The organism is Luteirhabdus pelagi (assembly GCF_016827595.1).
Taxonomy (GTDB): Bacteria; Bacteroidota; Bacteroidia; order Flavobacteriales; family Flavobacteriaceae; genus Luteirhabdus; species Luteirhabdus pelagi.
Map to the genome: position 1 here is coordinate 162,318 of NZ_JAECMS010000003.1, position 17,555 is coordinate 179,872.

The following is a 17,555-nucleotide window of genomic DNA, read 5'->3' on the forward strand; positions in this document are numbered from 1 at the left end:
TAAAACTAAGAAATTAGTCTACTTCGGTCGTGGCGTTATTCATTTTCTGTCGTATCTGTTTTATGGTAAGCGTGCTTCCATCGTGCCTCCAGCCAGGAGGTCCAAATACATACATGAATTTATAGTACCAATTATCTGTTTTGGCCATATCTTCCCAGATGTTCTGGTATTCATGCATTAAAATAACATATAGGTTATAGGAATTTGGTGGTTTAGAGACCCCGTATTCAATTTCTATGGAATCGTCTAATTGTTTATAGGTTCCAAAAATGCGATCAAAAATATTCAGGATACCGCCATGGTTTTTATCCATGTATTCTATATTTCGAGCGTGATGCACCTGATGCATGGTATGGGTATTGAGGAACGTTTCAAGGAATCCCAGCTTCTTGATATACTGTGTATGTAGTTGAAACTGCCATAGGGCTTCAATACCAAGACATACCACAAGCATTTCTGGTGGAAACCCGATAATAACGATCCACACATAAAACAGCGGCTTATAAAAAATGGTAAACCAACCGTTCCGAACGGCCGTTCCCAGATTAAAGTTATCGGAGGAGTGATGCACGATATGGGCCGCCCAAAAAATGCGTACCATATGATTCTGTCTATGAAACCAATAATAGCTAAAGTCATCCAATAGCATGCAAGCCAACCAAACGTACCATGCATATCCAAAGGATTCCCAACCCATAATATTTGTGCGCACCCCATCTACGACGGGATTAAAGAGCTCGTAGGCAAGGTTGAAAAATAGAATTACCGTAATCGTTTTCAATAGTGCGCCCAGAACCACGGATCCTATTCCTAGGAATACGCTGGAGCGAAGATCTTTCCACTTATAGAGCTTTTTGTTATCGAAAACCTTGCTATAGGTAAGCTCGATAGCAATAAAACCTAGAAAACAAGGTACCCCATATACCAAAGGGTTGGTAAAATCCATATAGTAGAAAAATTTTTAGTAATTACTTACGTAACCGCACCGCTAATGGCTACGGTAAGGGTTACTATTGAAATAATACACTCTTTTAGAGAACTACAGCAATACTAAGATGGGGGCTGGTGTGTAGCGCGCAGTTCCAGTGACAAAAATTGTTTAGCGTGTAATTTTGTATTGAATTGAAAATACAATACAGTCATTATATGTTAAAAAACAAAGGGAACACATCAAGATGTAATTCCCTTTGCTTACATATTCCTTCTGTTGGCATTATCCAAGCGAAGTTCAACGGGTATATTCTCAGCTGTTTGCCCTTAAGCACCCCGATATGTTGTTATTTAAATATACCAATGATATACCGAAGTAGCGGTACGTTTTAGATAGGTTTAACAGGAATTCTCTGAAAACGTAGACTGGCACATAGTTGAAGTTGTGATACTCAAGATTACGAGACACGCGATCCATTGAATCTCGTAAATTCGATTTCTTTAGTATCAAGCCAAAAGATAATGCAAACACGAAAAATAAAACTTTAATTGGAGTTCTATTTACAGTTACAGTAGAGTTGTTCAGGCGCAAAATTTCTTTTTACATAATTACTGACGATATACAGCTAAAGCTTCATAGTCTTAATTATTTAAGATACTAGCGTATCCAGCAATTTGTCATCAATTGTTCTATAATATATATTATGTAAAATAGAAACATCTGAAACACACGCTGTCTATTTTTAAACATCCCCCCTCGATTTCTTCATAGTCTGTAGTCTGTAGTCAGTGGTCTGTAGTCAGTGGTTACTAGTCGACGGTTAATCAAAATCCACAGCATCCACAGTCACAAACCCCAAATTCCAAGCACCAAATTCCAAAAAAAGTTATTAATCTTTAGTCGATAGGCATTATTGCTTTGCAGTTGAATAATGATACCTGAATTCCACAGTATCCACAGCATACAGAACAACCCGTTCACGGTTCACTGCTCACGGTTCACTACTTACCAATCACGACGTCACATTCGTCACAAACGCCCGATACTTTAACAGCGCGACAAATACAGCGCCACCAAGGGCATTACCGACCAAGGCAATACTCTGAAATTTCAGATAGTCCATCCACGAAATCTCCGGTCCGGAAATCAAGCCCGCAAATACTTCAACATTCCCTACAATACTGTGATGCAAGCCCGCAAAAGCCAAAATGGCCGTAATCATATAAATAATAAAGATTCTACTGATCGTTTCCTTACTGCTGGTTACTACCCACGACAACAAGCCCATCAACCATCCCGCTAAAATGGCACTCACAAAAATGACCTCACCACTATAATCGGTCACATGCTCGGCGATCTTCCCAACAACATCGAGGGTGAAAATATTTAGTTTTGGACCAATCCATACCAAAATACCGGCCATGGCCCAACCGCCCAATAGATTTCCCGCAATAACCAGTCCCCATAACCGTAACAACTGCCCTATCCCCTGCTTTCGGTTCAATACTGGTAAGGTTAGTAAAGAAGTCTGTTCGGTGAATAGTATCGACTGTCCCAAAATAACAAGGATAAATCCAACCGGATATACTACCGAAAGCATTTTAAAAATAGTGTCCTCGGCTACTTTTCCCTCTAAAAAGAAGAAGAGACAACACAGCAATAGAAAGGTGAATCCTATTTCCAGCCCTGCGGTAAACGAACTGGAAAGAATGCTCAACGGATTCTTCTTATAGACCTCCTGAGCCTCGCAAATCTGTTCCTTTAAAATTTCACCATGCGACTTTTTGCTGGTGATTTCGGAAGGCTTGGTCTTATCCAGTTCCGAGTCGATTTTTCGCTGTTCCTGTTCTTGTTTTGTCATCTATAGAAAAACCTTCGGATGACTCCGAAGGCTTATTTTTATTAGTATTAAACTAGCTACTTAAAGTAATGCTTCAAGTTCTTTTCGACTTACGGATTTTCCATACAATTTTTGGTCCGGATCCATCGCTTTGGTGTCTTTCAACTCTCCGACATATACCGCATCAAAGCCAATATCCTCGATAAGCTTTTGCGTTACCTCTTTGCTTTGCTGATCCTGCGCCGCATAGGGAATCGCTAATTTATCGGTATCGCGAAACGCGCGATCCTTCAGGTGGTCGGCATAGATGGTATTAAATGCCTTGGCCGTTTTCGCTGTATTGAATTTCATCGCGGTATATTCACTTGCATTTCGATTGCTTTCACGCACTTCTTTCGCCATTTCGCCATCGCGTTCAGGATACGGATTGGTCGCATCAATAATGACGCGACCGCCATATTCGCCTGCATACAATTCACTTAACTTATCAATAGCCTCGAATGGTGTTGCCAATAGATAAACATCGGCCTTTGCTTCCCAAGCTTCATCAAGGGAAACCGCTTTAGCATTGTTCCCAGCTTCCTGTACGAGTTGGTTCAATTCGTTTGGGTGCCTTGAGGTAAACATCACTTCATGACCTGCTTTGGCCCAATGTTTTCCAAGATTGCCTCCTATATTTCCGCTTCCTATTACTCCTATTTTCATATCAGTTGTTTTTTTGGTTATTTATTCTTCTTCATCTAACAAATTGTCGACAGAATTTCTGATTTCCTTGGTCGATTTTTTGTCTTTTTCTTCTGCTGTTAGTTTGCCATCCTCTTCCGGTTTCAAGTTTTCGGACTTCCCAAAATTGGAAGAACGACGATACTTGTCCTGAAAGTCGGCATGTTTTTTTTCTTTCGTCATTGTCCTCTATTGTTAGTTTGATTTCGTTTTAAGATCCTGTACACGACCTCGATATCTCATTTGGTCGCGCTGGTTACTATTAACATTCACATCGGCGTTGCGACTATCATAAACTATCATATTAATTGTATAACGCTCAGTTCGCTCACCTTTTACATCAAAATTCATTGTAGTAAACGCTCTATTTTCATTTCTTTTCAATTGGAAATCTTCCATTTCGGCCTTTATGATTATTCCACCACCATCTGGATCAAATCCATTGAATCGTCTTCCCCGAAAAGGTAGCTCTGCGAAGACGCTATCTCCTTTAATCCGCAAATAATTTGGAGTACTTATCAAATTGATTTGTGGTCCAACTTGAGGTAATAACCAATTTGCTTCAAACGCTAATTGTCGCTCACCAATCCACTTTTCAACCTGTGTAGGTGGCTGTTTTACCACATTATCGCCAACAGGAGCTTTTCCACCTGTACATGCAGTAAATACTATTGTGATAAGAAATATTAGTGATCGTTTCATATTTAATTGTCAAAATTGCCATTAAAGGCAAATTCTTGTTGTTTTAATCGCTTCCGTTCTGTTTTCAATTCCTGTTCCTGAAGCTCGTCGTCCAATTTTTCTGGATTGCCTCCATAATGTCCAAAAGCAACTCCGGTAGCAACCACATAATTTTCTGGAAATTTAAATTCTTTTTTCGCCTTGGTAGCACCAATTCCAGCCATTTGATGGACCGCAATGCCGATGTCTTCAGCTTGCGTCAAAACATTTCCCATAAATAACCCTAAATCGTGAAGGGCATGTTTATTTTCATCGCCACTATCATCATTTGTATCGGTTTTATAGGCGTTCAACCAAAGAACTTGAGCAGAATGTGCCCACCCCTGATTAAATTCGTTTAGGCAATCAAAAATACGGTCGTAGGTTTCACTTCCCTTGATTCCCCATATTACACGCCACGGTTGCATGTTATAACTACTGGGTGCCCATCTTCCAGCCTCTAAAAGTTTCTTTACCTGTTGTTCCGTTATAGGCTGTGGTGAAAAGACCCTTGGACTCCAACGTGTCTTTAAAACATTTAAAATTGGATGGTCAGTTGGTGTCTTTTTCTGAGTTTCTACTTCTTCCATGCGTTTTTATTTTAAATATAAAAGGGACTGTCCACATTGGCAGTCCCTTTACAAAAGATTTAACGCTAAGAATTATAACTTTAAGATAGTGTTTTCAACCGTTGGCGTTAGTTTAATTTCTCCTTGAAGTCGTTGATGATTCCTCCTTTAATAAGTATTCCGATCTGCCGATCGCTCATAGAGTGCTTCGTTGTGATTTCAACTTCATCGCCTCCCTCCTTTTTTATCACGATAGTAATCGGATTTCGATTTACAACATCTTCCTTCAGATTTCTAAACCGAACCATATCGCCTTGTTGAAACTTTTCGTAATCGTCATTGTTATCGAATTCCAACGGAAGAATACCAAAGTTCACCAAATTCTGCCATGCGATTCGGGCATACCCCTTAGCTATCACAGCAACTTGACCTAAGTATTTTGGTGCAAGCGCGGCATGCTCGCGACTACTTCCCTGGGCATAATTGTCACCAGCCACCACAATATGGCCGCCGTGTTGGTCCTTACTTTTCATGGCCCGATCGTAAAATGTCGGATCGATAACCGTATAGCTATACTTAGAAATCTCAGGAAGATTACTTCGGAATGGGAGTACTTCGGCTCCTGCCTTAAGAATTTCATCGGTAGAAACATCATCGGCCATCTTCAACAACACTGGAACATCATATTGGTTCTGCAATTCGTTAATATGAGGAATGGAGACAATATTAGGTCCTTTTTCCAATTCTAATCCGCTAGTATCCTCTGGCGGTGCTACCAACATATCGGTATGGATAATCTGAAGCTCTGGCGCTTCGTATTTAGGATAGGACATATCGAATAATTTCTCTAAATCACGCGGATCGGTAATCTTACCCGTCAATGCCGAAGCAGCAGCTGTTTCGGGACTGCATAAATATACCTGATCGTCCTTCGTTCCACTTCTGTCGGGAAAATTACGAGGCATGGTTCTAAGACTAATGGTGTTACTAGCAGGCGCCTGTCCCATTCCTATACAACCCATACAACCACTTTGGTGAAAACGCGCACCAGAAGTAATCAAATTCCCAAAAGCCTTGGTATCGATCATGTTCTGAATAATCTGTCGGCTCGTTGGGTTTATATCGAAGGAAACATCTTGGCTCACGGTTTTATCCTTTACGATAGCCCCAGCAATCCAAAAGTCTCGTAAGCCTGGATTTGCAGAAGAGCCTATTACCACCTGACTGATTTCTTTTCCTGCAACTTCACTTACAGGCACCACATTGCCTGGACTGGTCGGTTTGGCGATAAGCGGCACCAATTCATCTAATATTATTTCTTCATGTACATCGTATTCACAATCATCGTCCGCTATTAGTTCTACCCAATCATCTTCGCGTCGCTGACTTTTCAAAAACCGTCTGGTTTCTTCATCACTTGGAAAAACAGTAGTCGTAGCACCTAGCTCCGCTCCCATATTTGCGATTACATGTCGGTCCATCGCACTTAAATGCTTTAACCCATCGCCATAATATTCGATAATCTTTCCAACTCCGCCATCTACATCATGTCTGCGAAGCATTTCCAAAATAACATCCTTTGCACTGACCCAATCGGGTAGTTTTCCAGTAAGCTTCACACCCATTATTTTGGGCATTTTTACGAAGTATGGCTGACCTGCAATGGCAGCAGCTACATCCAATCCACCCGTTCCGATGGCAAGCATTCCCAAAGAACCTGCAGCACAGGAGTGACTATCACTTCCTACCAAGGTTTTACCTGGAATACCGAAACGTTCCATATGAACGGGATGGCTTACCCCATTTCCAGGGCGGCTAAACCATAGTCCAAACTTTTGTGCGGCGCTGTGAAGAAATACATGGTCGTCGGCATTCTTAAAGTCTGTTTGAAGTAAATTGTGGTCGACATACTGAACCGCCACTTCGGTTTTCGCTCGATCAAGGTTCATAGCCTCGAGCTCCAATTGTACCAAAGTACCGGTAGCATCTTGTAATAAAGCTTGATCTATCGTTAGTCCTATTTCTGTTCCCGGAGTCATTTCTCCCTCCACGAGATGCTCTTTTATGAGCTTTTGCGTAACATTCAATCCCATTTTCAAAGTTTTCTAAAAAGATATTTAATAATGAGGGCTTGTGGAATTGGTTTAACAATAGTTTAATGGTTTTTGAAACAGATTTCAAGTTTCTTTGTCACTTGAACTTTTATCGTACATTCTAGACCCAACTTTCAACAACTTTTATGACCATTTGGATAATTTTCATTGCTGTAATCATCGTGTTTTTAGCATTAGACCTTGGTGTCTTTAACCGAGAGGCCCACATCATCAAAACCAAGGAAGCTTCTATTTGGACGAGCATTTGGGTAAGTGTTGCCTTAGCATTTTCAGGCGTTATCTATTGGTTATTTTCAAATGGTATGGTTGAAAATCCTACGGGATTAACCCCCGAAAATGCACTTTTGAAATATATAACGGGTTATCTTATCGAACTTTCCCTAAGTATTGATAACGTATTTGTTATCGCCGTTATCTTTTCATCCTTTAAAATACCAGAGAAATACCAACACCGTGTGTTGTTCTGGGGAATTCTTGGCGCTATCGTTTTCCGTGCGTTGATGATTCTATTTGGAGTTACGTTGATTAATAAAGTGGACTGGATCATTTATGTTTTTGGGGCATTTCTATTATATACCGCCTATAAAATGTTGAAGAGTGACGAATCCGACTTCGATCCGAAATCGTCGGCCATGTATCGTTTCCTTAGGAGAATATTTCCGGTGACCCATCGCATGGACGGCGATAAATTTTTTATTAGAAGAATGGGCATTCGAGCGGCCACTCCCCTTTTCCTGGCATTGATGGTGATTGAATTGACTGATGTTTTATTTGCCTTGGATAGTATACCCGCTATTTTGGCCATAACGGCCGATCCGTTTATCGTATTCAGTTCGAATATTCTTGCCATTCTAGGACTCCGGAGCATGTATTTCCTTATTTCACGGATGCTTCAAAAGTTTCGATTTATCAACTACAGTCTTGTGGTAATATTAGGTTTTGTTGGAATCAAAATGATATTGGTACATCATGTTGAAATTCCCGAATGGCTTTCACTGGGCATCATCGTATTGGCATTGGCGGGAGGCATTATCGCCTCTATTATGATTCCTGTGGAAGAAGAACCGCACGTAGAATCGTAAGTTTCACAAAGTATTATTAAAAATTTGGGATGCGAAAGGCTGAATTGTATCTTTCCTAAACAACTAAAATTTTGAGACTATGAATGTGAATTTTGAATATGATAACGTTAAAGCAAGTGAAGCACTAGAAAACTACACAAAAGAAAAATTAGAGAAGCTTGTTAATAAATACGATTTCATCGTGAAGGCGGATGTATTCTTCAAATTAGAGAATACAACGAGCGACAATACTGGCAAGAAAGCAGGTATCCGTTTGAGCGCTCCCGGTCCAAGACTATTTGCTGAAGAAAGCAAGGAAAACTTTAAAATGGCCGTTGCCGAGGTAGTGAACCAATTAGACCGTCAGTTGAAGAAACGCAAAGGCAAAATGCAAACTCATTAATAGTAGAATATACTAATCAGAAACCAATTTATGGAAGATATGGCTGTGATAGCACGAGATAAAAATGAACTCATACTGATTTACAGTAGTAATACTCGTGTCGGAAAACACACCTTGGGATATATTCAAGGCTCTAACGACAAGATTAATACTATCGATATCGCTAAGGTTAAAGTGACAGGGACCCAATGGGTTGAAATTGCTGATGACCTAGGTAAGAAAGTCGAAGATTTAATCGATAAGCGGGTGTTGGATGAAGAAACCGATCGATCTAACTTTAGTACCGACGACTGGATAAAGGTTCTTCAGAACAACAATGAAGTATTAACCCAACCAATTGCCATTCAAGGCGAGCGCATCAAGCAAATTGAGAATCCACCGAATATTATGGATTTCTTCAATGTCGATTCCGCTGGACTGAAAAAAACGATGCATACTGAAGATCCGACGATTAAACCGACTACGGATGACGAGGATTACAAATAATTATCGGTTCAATAAATAAAAAAAAGCGCGGAATTTCTCCGCGCTTTTTTAGTTATAAGAATTGCTATATTACTAATTTTTGGTTTCAACCTTTCCGAGCGGTTGAATTTTTTCTTTCATCTGAACATACATCCTAAATTGAGGTTGCGTTAAAATATCGCGCATCTCGCCTGATTCCTCTTCTCCTAAGCTCAATAGCCGATCTAACTTATCGGTACCAGAATAATTCTCGCGAATGGCATCATAACGTGGTAAAAATTCCTCTACTTTTTGTTTGAATAATAACTCTTGCTTACTGCTTAAGGCTAATTCTGAATTGTAGGTCTCAGTGATGGCATCTGCCCTACCCTCTACCGTATCGTAATCCTTTTGCAAATAGGGATCCTGTGCAAATAATGTGGTCGTCAATAGAATTGCAAATAATGTAAGTATACGTTTCATGCTTGTGTTTTTCTTTTAATTTATTTTGAAAAACGCAAATAATAAAGCTGTTTAAAACTCTTTAACGCCTTATTTAACAAGGAAGTAACAATTTCTAGTCCAAAAACTTATAGTATCCACATTTTAGGTAAGCGCCTTCTTGAAAAGAAATTGGATGATCGCTGTCATGAAACGTTTCGTTTACACGTTCAAAGGAACGACCGGACTTGGAAAGATTCTCAGCATTCACTTCAAAAAATTGCTCTGCGGTAACACGTGAAGAACAGGAAGCCAACACCAACATTCCTTTTTCTGCCACCAATCGAGAACCCAATGCAGCTAACTGACCGTACTTTTTCTTGGCTACCATTATTTCTTTCTGACTTTTAGCGAAAGAAGGCGGATCGATAACGACGATATCAAAGGTTACTTCATCTCTGATAAACTGTTGTAATACATGAAAGGCATCGCCCTCAACCGTTTTATGTACTCCTGATGTTTCATTTAGGGCGACATTTTGCTTGGCAACTTCCAAGGCGTGGTGACTAATATCCACACTGGTTACTTCTGTAGCACCATTTGCCAGCGCATGCACTGAGAATCCACCCGCGTAGGCAAAAACATCCAGAACGGTTTTTCCTTCCGCTAGCTGACCAACCTTATGACGATTGTGGCGGTGATCCAAAAAATAGCCTGTTTTGTGACCTTTTAGAAGATTTGCTGAAAAGTTCACGCCATGTTCCTGAAATTGAATGGTTTCATCTGAAAGGTCGCCATGCACCACTTGACCATCTTTAATTGGAAACGACGGTAGCTCCTGAAGTTTCCTGCTTAAACGAATCACCAACGTTTCTACTTCCGAAACATCGATAAGCTGCTGCAAAATAGTCTCTAGATACGGAAGCCATACCTGAGAATATAATTTCACAACCGCTACATCGACATAAATATCAGCGATAAGCCCAGGAAAGCCATCATTTTCACCAAACAATAAGCGATAGGCATTGGTATCGGTTTCCAATAATTCGGTGCGTTTTGCCTTCGCTCGTTGAATACGATCTAAAAAGAAGTCGGCATCTATCTTCTTCCCTTTTCTATGATGAAGCATTTTTATAGTAATGGGCGAATTGGGATCGTATAGCCCCACTCCTATTGTTTCATTTCGCTTTCGCTCGTAGATTATTGCGATATCACCTGGCATGCCTTCTTTGTTTAACTTTTCAATACTATTTGAAAAAATCCAAGGATGCCCTTTCTTGACCATTTTTTCGGCACGCGCCGAAAGTTTAACGGCAAGGGTTTTCGGTTTTCTATCGGGAAGTTCTAACTGAAACATGTTACGCAGAAGCTGCGAGTTTATTTTGAATAATGGTTATCGCATCGTTTACCGTACGCAGGCTTTCCATATCGTCGTTGCTGAGTTCAATATCGAATTCGTCTTCAACATCGAGTACCACATCCACCAAATGGGCAGAGTTGATATTCAGTTCGGCGGTAAGATCCTTTTCCATATCGATTTCATCTGCATCCACATCCTCTGGAAGATAGGTTTCTAAAATCGGTAAAAGCTTGGCATATATACGCTCGCTGGTCATGAGTTTCAATTTTTTCTAAAGATAATACAGGCGTTTACATCACCAAAACCAAAGCTCGCTTTTATAGCAGTTTTAACGGAAGTGTTTATGCATTGCTTGGGAATTTTTTCTTCGGATATCTGCCGTAGGATATCAGGATGTACGTCTTCACAATTTATGTTTGGAAAAATAAAATCATGCTGTAGCTGAAGAATCGTCGCAATGGTTTCCATGCTCCCACTGGCGGCTAAGCCATGACCAATCATACCTTTCAGTGAATTGATGTAGGGAAAATCACTCCCCTTTCGATTTAATGCTTCACACCAATTCGAAATTTCGGTAGCATCCATGGCCGTTGCAGTAAGATGTCCGTTAATCGTATCGATTTCCGAAGGTTCAATTTCAGCATTTTGAAGCGCCGACCTAATACAGCGTTGCACCGCTTCACTATTGGGTGCCGTCATACTACCACCCTGACGCTGCCCACCGTTATTGACCGCTCCACCCAATACCTCTGCATAAATAGTCGCATTCCGCTGCTGTGCACTTTCTAAAGTCTCTAATACTAAAGCTCCAGCGCCTCCCGAAGGAACAAAGCCATTTGCGGAAGCGCTTATCGGACGTGAAGCTTGTTCTGGATTAGCATTATGTTTCCAGTTGGTCACCCGCATCGCATCGAAACCACCCCAAATATAAGGCCCAACATCACCACTACTTCCGCATAGCATTTTTGTCGCTTTGCCGCTCGCAATATGTTCATATCCCATCAAGATAGATTCGGCACCTGTGGCGCAGGCGGAGGAGTTGGTGGTGACCCAATTTCCTGCCCCTATTTTCCCACTAATGTAGGCACTGATTCCGCTTACCATTATCTGGGGAACGGTAGTACTTCCCAGTCGACGAACATTTCCATCATCGACTTGATAAATAGCTTCTCGAAACTTTTCAGCTCCGCTGGAACCCGTTCCAAAGACGACGCCCATATTCCAATCAGGAGGTTCATCATTTGACCGAAGTGGAATGTCGGCATACTCCATGGCTTCCAAAGCAGCCAAAATTCCATATATAATTCCGTCGCTCTTAAGTTTACGCTGCTCAAGCGCATTCAGGTAATTTTCAAGATAGCCTTCTGAAAGTACGGGCTTCCCTCCTACTTGGCAGGAAAAGTTCAATTCGGCAAGCTCGGGAAAATAGCGAATTCCAGATTCCCCATTTTTTAACGCTTCCAAAAACGAAGGGATACCTACACCATTTGGAGAAACAATGCCCATTCCCGTGATAACGACTCTATTTCTTTTCATCGACGTCTTGGTTTACAATCATTCCGCTAATGGTTCCCTTACAAATAAGCGTTCCCGCTTCATCGTACATTTTACATGTGCATTTCAACTTTTGAAATCGAAAGTATATTTTTTTTGAATGGACAACGACTTTTGTTCCCGGGAACACTGGCTTTAAGAATTCAATTTTGGTTTCCGATAAACCGATCTGAATATTTTCAATATTACCATTTAATAAATGGGTTCCTAGACATACCAACCCTATTTGCGCCATACATTCGGTTAACAGTACTCCCGGCGTTACTGGAAATTCCTTGAAGTGGTCATCGTAATACTTAGCATGCTTCGGAAAGGTGTAATACCCTTCCACCCCTTCCTCCGAAACCGAATTGAGTCCGTCAACAAAAAGGAAGGACGGGCCATAGGGTAATGTATCCAATATGTGTTGAAACTTACTCATTTTATCGTAGGCTTTCGCCTCCATCTACTTTTAGAATGGTTCCGTTTATCCATTTTGCTTCTGGTTGACAAAGCAACCAAACGGCATTGGCAACATCTTCGGGTGTCGTTAGTCGGTTGAAGGGGTTTCGCTTTGCAGCCGCTTCAGCCAGTTGCTCGCTTCCCGGTATCATTTTGAAAGAGGGTGTTTCTGTTGTTCCTGCCTGTACACAATTCGTTCGAATTCCTTGACATGCCCATTCCACTGCCATTTGACGCATCAAGGCTTCCAAGGTGACCTTTGCTGCCGAAACAGCCCCATATCCGGGCCATACCTTCTGATTCCCTTCACTGGTGAATGCCATATTTCTTACATCGCCGGCAAAACGATTGGCTTGCTTCAGCGCTTTCGCCCATTCGTACCAACTAGTGGCCATGGCGTGAAGCGTCAGGTTGATATCCTCTAAAGACAACGCATTTGAATCATTTTCTGTCAGCGTTTTTAGGCTTCCCTTGGCGATACTATGCACTAAAACCGAAACCTTTTCTTCAGGCAATTCATGAATTACGCTATCTAAGGTTTCAGGTTTTAAGGCGCTTGCATTAAATGTTTTAACTAAAACATCATTCTTTCGCATCGCTTCACATTTGGTTTCAAAATCAGGAAGGTTGGCTTTTCGGTCGCGATGGACGATGCAAATATGGAATCCGCTAGCCGCTAGCTTTACGGCCGTTGCCAGTCCGAGTCCGCTACTCCCACCTAAAATCAGTGCCCAAGAATCGTTTTGTTTCATTTTTTCAATTAAAATTCAAGTAAAAGTCGTTGTGCCGAAAATCCGGGTCCAAAGCTAAGCATCAATCCCAATTCGCCTTTCGTTGTTTTCTTTTGAAGAAACCGCTCCAAGACATACAATACTGTAACGCTACTCATATTTCCATACAATCGGAGCACTTCTTTGGTATCGTCGATATCCTTTCCCATACTTCCAAAGAGTTTTTCCACCGTATCCACAATTTTTCGTCCGCCCGGATGAAAGATCAAATGTGTCAATTCTTCAATATTTTTATTATTCTTCTCCAAAAAAGGATACACAATTTTTGGAAAATGCTCCGAAATAGTTTCAGGTACCGCTTTGTCCAACACCATCTGCAAGCCCGTATCGACCAGATCGAAGCCCATCATGGTTGTGGCATCGTAAAAGTGATACATTTCGCCATCCAGAATTTCAGGTCCTTCCCTATCTTCTTCCGAAGAAAGCAATACACAGGCCGCTCCATCGCCAAAAATAGCGGCACTTACGATATTCGTCATCGAATAATCATTTAGCTGAAAGGTAGCCGTAGGCGATTCCAATGCAATGACAGCAGCTCTTTTGCCAGGGTTCGCCTTCAAGAAATTATGTGCGTACAGCATTCCAGATATTCCCGCGGCACAGCCCATTTCGGTAACCGGTAGCCGAACGATGTCCTGACGCATCTCCAGCTCATTGATTAAATATGCATCAACGGAAGGAATCATAATACCGGTACAACTCACAGTAATGATAAAATCGATATCGGTGGCTTTCCAATTTGCTTGCTGTAATGCTTTTTCCAGCACTTTTTTTCCGAGTTGAATGACCTCCCTTTTATAGATTTCATTTCGTTCGGCAAAGGATGAATTGGTAAACACCTCCTCAGGGCTCATGATCGAGTATCGTTTATCGACACCAGCGTTTTCAAAGATCTTAATCACTTTACGCTGAAAACGTTCCGGTTGTTCGTGCATCCAAGTGGAAACCATGGGGATGATTTCCTCGGTATTTCTTGAGTACTTGGGAAGTTGTTTGGATACCGTAACGATTTTTGTCATAGTGATGCGTGGGTTTTTATAATAGCTTGAAATCGAAAGGCCCATTTCCAGTGAATTTGAACTTCGGTACGCGGTATTGTTTCTATCATCGCTTCTAGTTCATTTTTAGTGAATCCTCTCGCGATGGAAACCAAGCCGTCGTGACGTGCAATTTTAGTCCGTAGAAACGTTTTTCCAAATAGCTTAAACAATTGAAAAGCTATGGAGCTACGTTGTAAGTCATTAATGATGATTCCGGCTTTGGTGATGGCAGCAATCTTTTTCAATAAATATTGAATATCATCCTTCGCAAAGTGGTGCAAAAACAGCGTACACAAAGCAACATCGCATTCGGGCAATTCTTTTTTCTTTGAAAATACATCTTTTTTCTGAAACTGAATGTTATCGTAGGTATCACTTCTGTTTTTTGCTTCTTCAAGTATATGCGGATTGGCATCAATTCCGATTAAATTGAAGGTATAGCCATTTTGCTGACCGAATTTCGCACATTGCCGGAGCATTTCACCATCGCCACAGCCGAAATCTATAATGGTGATGGGACGCTTATTATCATGATGCTTCAATAATTTTGAAAGTCCTGAAAGCGTGATAGCGGTGCCACCCAATAGCGAATTGACTGTTTTAAGATCGGTTAACAATTGTTCCATTTCCTTTCCTTGTAGTGAAAAAGAATCCATGATCTCTGGTTCGGTAGAGCGCGATGTGGCGGAAAATTTAGGCATCAGGCAATCGGTTTTCCGTGGGTTTTTGAAATGATGTAAGGAACAGCCTTGGGGAATAGATTCCCAAAGGTGAAGATTCCTTTTTGAACCGTTTCATTCAACAGCGCATTTTGAAGTCGGCGTCCCATCTTTAAACGGCTTTGAAAGGTTTCAGTCCAACGCGATTGGTATTGGGCTTCCACTGCTTCCCTAGACATTTGGTCTGTGCTGGCTTCATACACAATGTCAACAGCAATTTTAGCGGCATGAATAGCCATTGCCATACCATTTCCACAAAGCGGATGGATAAGGCCAGCGCTATCGCCGATCATCAAGATACCATCAACCACGGGCTCTTTCGCTTCAAAGGAGATCTGTCCGATCGTGATGGGTGCTTCAAATAAAGGTTTCGCTTCTTTTAGAAAATCGTTCAAAAAAGGATTTTGCCTCAAGACATTTTGTTGAAATGCTGTAATGTCTCCAAAACGTTTAAAGGCATCATAAGAAGCAAGATAGCATAAATTAACAGACCCGGATTCAGTTTTTGACAGTCCGCAGTAGCCACCATCAAAATGATGCAGTGCCACTTGGTTGGTTGGAAAGGAAGCTTCATAGTGCATCTTCACCCCTAGCCACGGCGATTTCTGCTTCATGAACGGCCTGTTTAGCGATTGATCTAAGTTGGAGCGTTTTCCAAAAGCGCCCAAAACATAATCGGCATGGTAGGTAGAACTTTCCTGAGTTTTCACTTCAAAATAAGAGGTTCGAAAAGTACAGGAAGTAACGGTTTCAAAAATATATTCGGTACCAGCGGCACTGGCTTCCTCATATAACCATTCATCGAAGGCATATCGACTGATACCAAATCCGCCTTGTGGCAAAGAAGCATTTAAGGTTTTTCCCTGTCTGTTTGTCATCAAAAAGGTATCGATTTGCGGCGCGTTTCGCTTTTGTGGTATTATTCCCAATTCTGAAAGGAATGGCAAAACTTCATTTGAAACATACTCACCACAAACCTTATGATTTGGATATTGTTGCTTTTCTATTACCAACACCTTCACTCCTAGCGTAGCAAGATAAAGTGCTGCCGTACTTCCAGCAATTCCGCCGCCAATAATCAGTACCGAATAATGTGCTGCTGTCATTTCTTTCAATATCGCTGAATTTCTTCGCATAAAAAAACCCATTCACGTATTGGAATGGGTTTTGTCAAACTTATTTCTATGTGATTAATTACCGGCTGCTTCTTGTTCAGCTTCTTGTACCATCTCTTCATTAGGAACGATGGCTACATTTACGCGACGGTTTTTGGCGCGTCCTTCTGCAGTACTATTATCAGCAACTGGCGTTGTTTCGCCAAACCAGTTGGTCGTAAAACGCCCTGGTGCCAATCCTCTATTTTGTGTAAAATAATTCGTAACAGATTGCGCACGTTGCTTGGAAAGTGTCATATTGTACTCTTCTGATCCAGTACTATCGGTGTGTCCAACAACTAAAACGTCGGTTTTAGGATATTCCTGAAGTACATTGGCCAATTTATTCAACGTCTCCTGTGACGCAGCGTTGATATTATATTTATTGGTATCGAAATAAACACCACTGGTTTCGTCGAAAGTTACGACAATACCGTCATCCACACGTTCTACTTGTGCCCCAGGAATCTCCTGTTCGATTTGTTGCGCTTGCTTATCCATTTTATTACCAATGATAACACCGGCTGTACCACCTACAACACCGCCAATAACAGCACCAAGTTCACCATTACCGCCTTTACCGACATTGTTCCCGATAATAGCACCTAAAATTGCACCACCAGCGGCACCGATTACGGCACCTTTTTGTTTATTGTTAGCATTTCGAGTCGCTTCACAATTGGTGAAGGCAACAATCAAAAGCATAGATAAACTTACTATCGATATTTTTTTAAGGAGTGTTCTCATTGTTCATTCATTTTAGAAAAATTCATATTAATTGTAAAAGGACTTCCTTCCAACGACACCGTTTGTTGCCATTGCATACTATTTTCACTCAGTTGTGCCAACTGAACACGAAATCCAACATCGTTTTCTGAGTCACCTTTAGCATTTACAGGTTTCAAAAGAAAATCATATAATCCACTTGTGGGATCGATTTCCTGAATAGTAAAAATGAAATTTCGTTCGCCAGTAGGACAGTTAGGATCTTCAATGGTGTATTTACCCGTATTGTTGTTCGGAATAAATCGCCATGTACTTCCTTCCATACATTCGGCTGAAGTATCGTTGAAAATGCTAACATTAAAGGTACCACTCTCGCTATATGTTATAGAATTGAGTTGCCAATATCCCTTAATGACCTTTCTTGATTCTTGAACCGCTTTCGGCGTTCCACAGGAGAATAGTGTAGCCACCAACGCGGTTAGTGCAATTAATTTCTTCATAAGTTGTGATTAGTTTTGTTTCGT

General features: G+C 41.1%; 21 protein-coding genes and 1 riboswitch. Of the genes, 3 read left to right on the top strand and 18 right to left on the bottom strand.

The window, feature by feature from the left end; genetic code table 11:
• Positions 1-13: 13 nt before the first annotated feature.
• The 7 genes from I4Q58_RS09985 to I4Q58_RS10015 form a co-directional block, all read right to left on the bottom strand.
• Positions 14-946 (bottom strand): sterol desaturase family protein, encoded by a 933-nt coding sequence (locus I4Q58_RS09985; protein ID WP_203295729.1) that lies wholly within the window; start codon positions 944-946, stop codon positions 14-16.
• Positions 947-1,182: 236 nt separating this feature from the next.
• A riboswitch (TPP riboswitch) is annotated at positions 1,183-1,279 on the bottom strand.
• Positions 1,280-1,943: 664 nt separating this feature from the next.
• Positions 1,944-2,792 carry a formate/nitrite transporter family protein gene (locus I4Q58_RS09990; RefSeq protein WP_203295730.1) on the bottom strand — a complete coding sequence of 283 codons (849 nt, stop codon included), beginning with the start codon at positions 2,790-2,792 and terminating at the stop codon, positions 1,944-1,946.
• A gap of 60 nt (positions 2,793-2,852) precedes the next feature.
• On the bottom strand, positions 2,853-3,476 hold the full coding sequence (locus I4Q58_RS09995; protein ID WP_203295731.1) for an NADPH-dependent F420 reductase: 624 nt from the start codon (positions 3,474-3,476) through the stop codon (positions 2,853-2,855).
• A gap of 21 nt (positions 3,477-3,497) precedes the next feature.
• A complete protein-coding gene (locus I4Q58_RS10000; protein ID WP_203295732.1) occupies positions 3,498-3,677 on the bottom strand; it encodes a hypothetical protein in 180 nt (59 codons plus the stop codon).
• 12 nt (positions 3,678-3,689) lie between these two features.
• On the bottom strand, positions 3,690-4,196 hold the full coding sequence (locus I4Q58_RS10005) for a DUF4251 domain-containing protein (RefSeq protein ID WP_203295733.1): 507 nt from the start codon (positions 4,194-4,196) through the stop codon (positions 3,690-3,692).
• 2 nt (positions 4,197-4,198) lie between these two features.
• A complete protein-coding gene (locus tag I4Q58_RS10010; protein ID WP_203295734.1) occupies positions 4,199-4,804 on the bottom strand; it encodes a nitroreductase family protein in 606 nt (201 codons plus the stop codon).
• Between the two features lie 107 nt (positions 4,805-4,911).
• Positions 4,912-6,876, bottom strand: a complete 1,965-nt coding sequence (locus I4Q58_RS10015) for an aconitate hydratase (RefSeq protein ID WP_203295735.1) — start codon at positions 6,874-6,876, stop codon at positions 4,912-4,914.
• Positions 6,877-7,022: 146 nt separating this feature from the next.
• Here I4Q58_RS10015 and I4Q58_RS10020 point away from each other — a divergent pair, with 146 nt between their 5' ends.
• The 3 genes from I4Q58_RS10020 to I4Q58_RS10030 all read left to right on the top strand — a co-directional run bounded on the left by I4Q58_RS10020 (position 7,023) and on the right by I4Q58_RS10030 (position 8,847).
• Positions 7,023-7,979 (top strand): TerC family protein, encoded by a 957-nt coding sequence (locus I4Q58_RS10020; protein WP_203295736.1) that lies wholly within the window; start codon positions 7,023-7,025, stop codon positions 7,977-7,979.
• Positions 7,980-8,058: 79 nt separating this feature from the next.
• Positions 8,059-8,361: a ribosome hibernation-promoting factor, HPF/YfiA family gene (gene hpf, locus I4Q58_RS10025; RefSeq protein WP_203295737.1), complete on the top strand. Its 303-nt coding sequence runs from the start codon at positions 8,059-8,061 to the stop codon at positions 8,359-8,361.
• 39 nt (positions 8,362-8,400) lie between these two features.
• A complete protein-coding gene (locus I4Q58_RS10030; protein WP_203295738.1) occupies positions 8,401-8,847 on the top strand; it encodes an arsenate reductase family protein in 447 nt (148 codons plus the stop codon).
• A gap of 72 nt (positions 8,848-8,919) precedes the next feature.
• On the opposite strand, the gene I4Q58_RS10035 is transcribed toward I4Q58_RS10030, so the two are convergent.
• From I4Q58_RS10035 to I4Q58_RS10085, 11 genes are all read right to left on the bottom strand, one after another.
• The gene (locus I4Q58_RS10035; RefSeq protein WP_203295739.1) at positions 8,920-9,288 is read right to left on the bottom strand and encodes a hypothetical protein; all 369 of its coding nucleotides are present in this window, start codon (positions 9,286-9,288) and stop codon (positions 8,920-8,922) included.
• A gap of 94 nt (positions 9,289-9,382) precedes the next feature.
• Positions 9,383-10,603 (bottom strand): class I SAM-dependent rRNA methyltransferase, encoded by a 1,221-nt coding sequence (locus I4Q58_RS10040; protein WP_203295740.1) that lies wholly within the window; start codon positions 10,601-10,603, stop codon positions 9,383-9,385.
• A 1-nt stretch (position 10,604) separates the two neighbouring features.
• Entirely contained in the window at positions 10,605-10,862 is a 258-nt protein-coding gene (locus tag I4Q58_RS10045) for an acyl carrier protein (protein WP_203295741.1), read from the bottom strand.
• Positions 10,863-10,867: 5 nt separating this feature from the next.
• Positions 10,868-12,142, bottom strand: coding sequence for a beta-ketoacyl-[acyl-carrier-protein] synthase family protein (locus I4Q58_RS10050; RefSeq protein ID WP_203295742.1), 1,275 nt, complete (start codon positions 12,140-12,142; stop codon positions 10,868-10,870).
• Positions 12,129-12,581, bottom strand: coding sequence for a 3-hydroxyacyl-ACP dehydratase FabZ family protein (locus I4Q58_RS10055; RefSeq protein WP_203295743.1), 453 nt, complete (start codon positions 12,579-12,581; stop codon positions 12,129-12,131). The genes I4Q58_RS10050 and I4Q58_RS10055 overlap by 14 nt, the downstream gene beginning before the upstream one ends.
• A 1-nt stretch (position 12,582) precedes the next feature.
• Positions 12,583-13,353 carry an SDR family oxidoreductase gene (locus I4Q58_RS10060; protein ID WP_203295744.1) on the bottom strand — a complete coding sequence of 257 codons (771 nt, stop codon included), beginning with the start codon at positions 13,351-13,353 and terminating at the stop codon, positions 12,583-12,585.
• An 8-nt stretch (positions 13,354-13,361) separates the two neighbouring features.
• Positions 13,362-14,411 (bottom strand): type III polyketide synthase, encoded by a 1,050-nt coding sequence (locus I4Q58_RS10065; RefSeq protein ID WP_203295745.1) that lies wholly within the window; start codon positions 14,409-14,411, stop codon positions 13,362-13,364.
• Entirely contained in the window at positions 14,408-15,133 is a 726-nt protein-coding gene (locus I4Q58_RS10070) for a methyltransferase domain-containing protein (protein WP_203295746.1), read from the bottom strand. Before I4Q58_RS10070 ends, I4Q58_RS10065 begins: the two co-directional genes overlap by 4 nt.
• Positions 15,133-16,287 (bottom strand): NAD(P)/FAD-dependent oxidoreductase, encoded by a 1,155-nt coding sequence (locus I4Q58_RS10075; RefSeq protein WP_236002887.1) that lies wholly within the window; start codon positions 16,285-16,287, stop codon positions 15,133-15,135. The genes I4Q58_RS10070 and I4Q58_RS10075 overlap by 1 nt, the downstream gene beginning before the upstream one ends.
• Positions 16,288-16,341: 54 nt before the next feature.
• Entirely contained in the window at positions 16,342-17,052 is a 711-nt protein-coding gene (locus tag I4Q58_RS10080) for an OmpA family protein (protein WP_203295747.1), read from the bottom strand.
• Positions 17,049-17,531, bottom strand: coding sequence for a lipocalin family protein (locus I4Q58_RS10085; protein WP_203295748.1), 483 nt, complete (start codon positions 17,529-17,531; stop codon positions 17,049-17,051). The genes I4Q58_RS10080 and I4Q58_RS10085 overlap by 4 nt, the downstream gene beginning before the upstream one ends.
• Positions 17,532-17,555 lie beyond the last annotated feature (24 nt).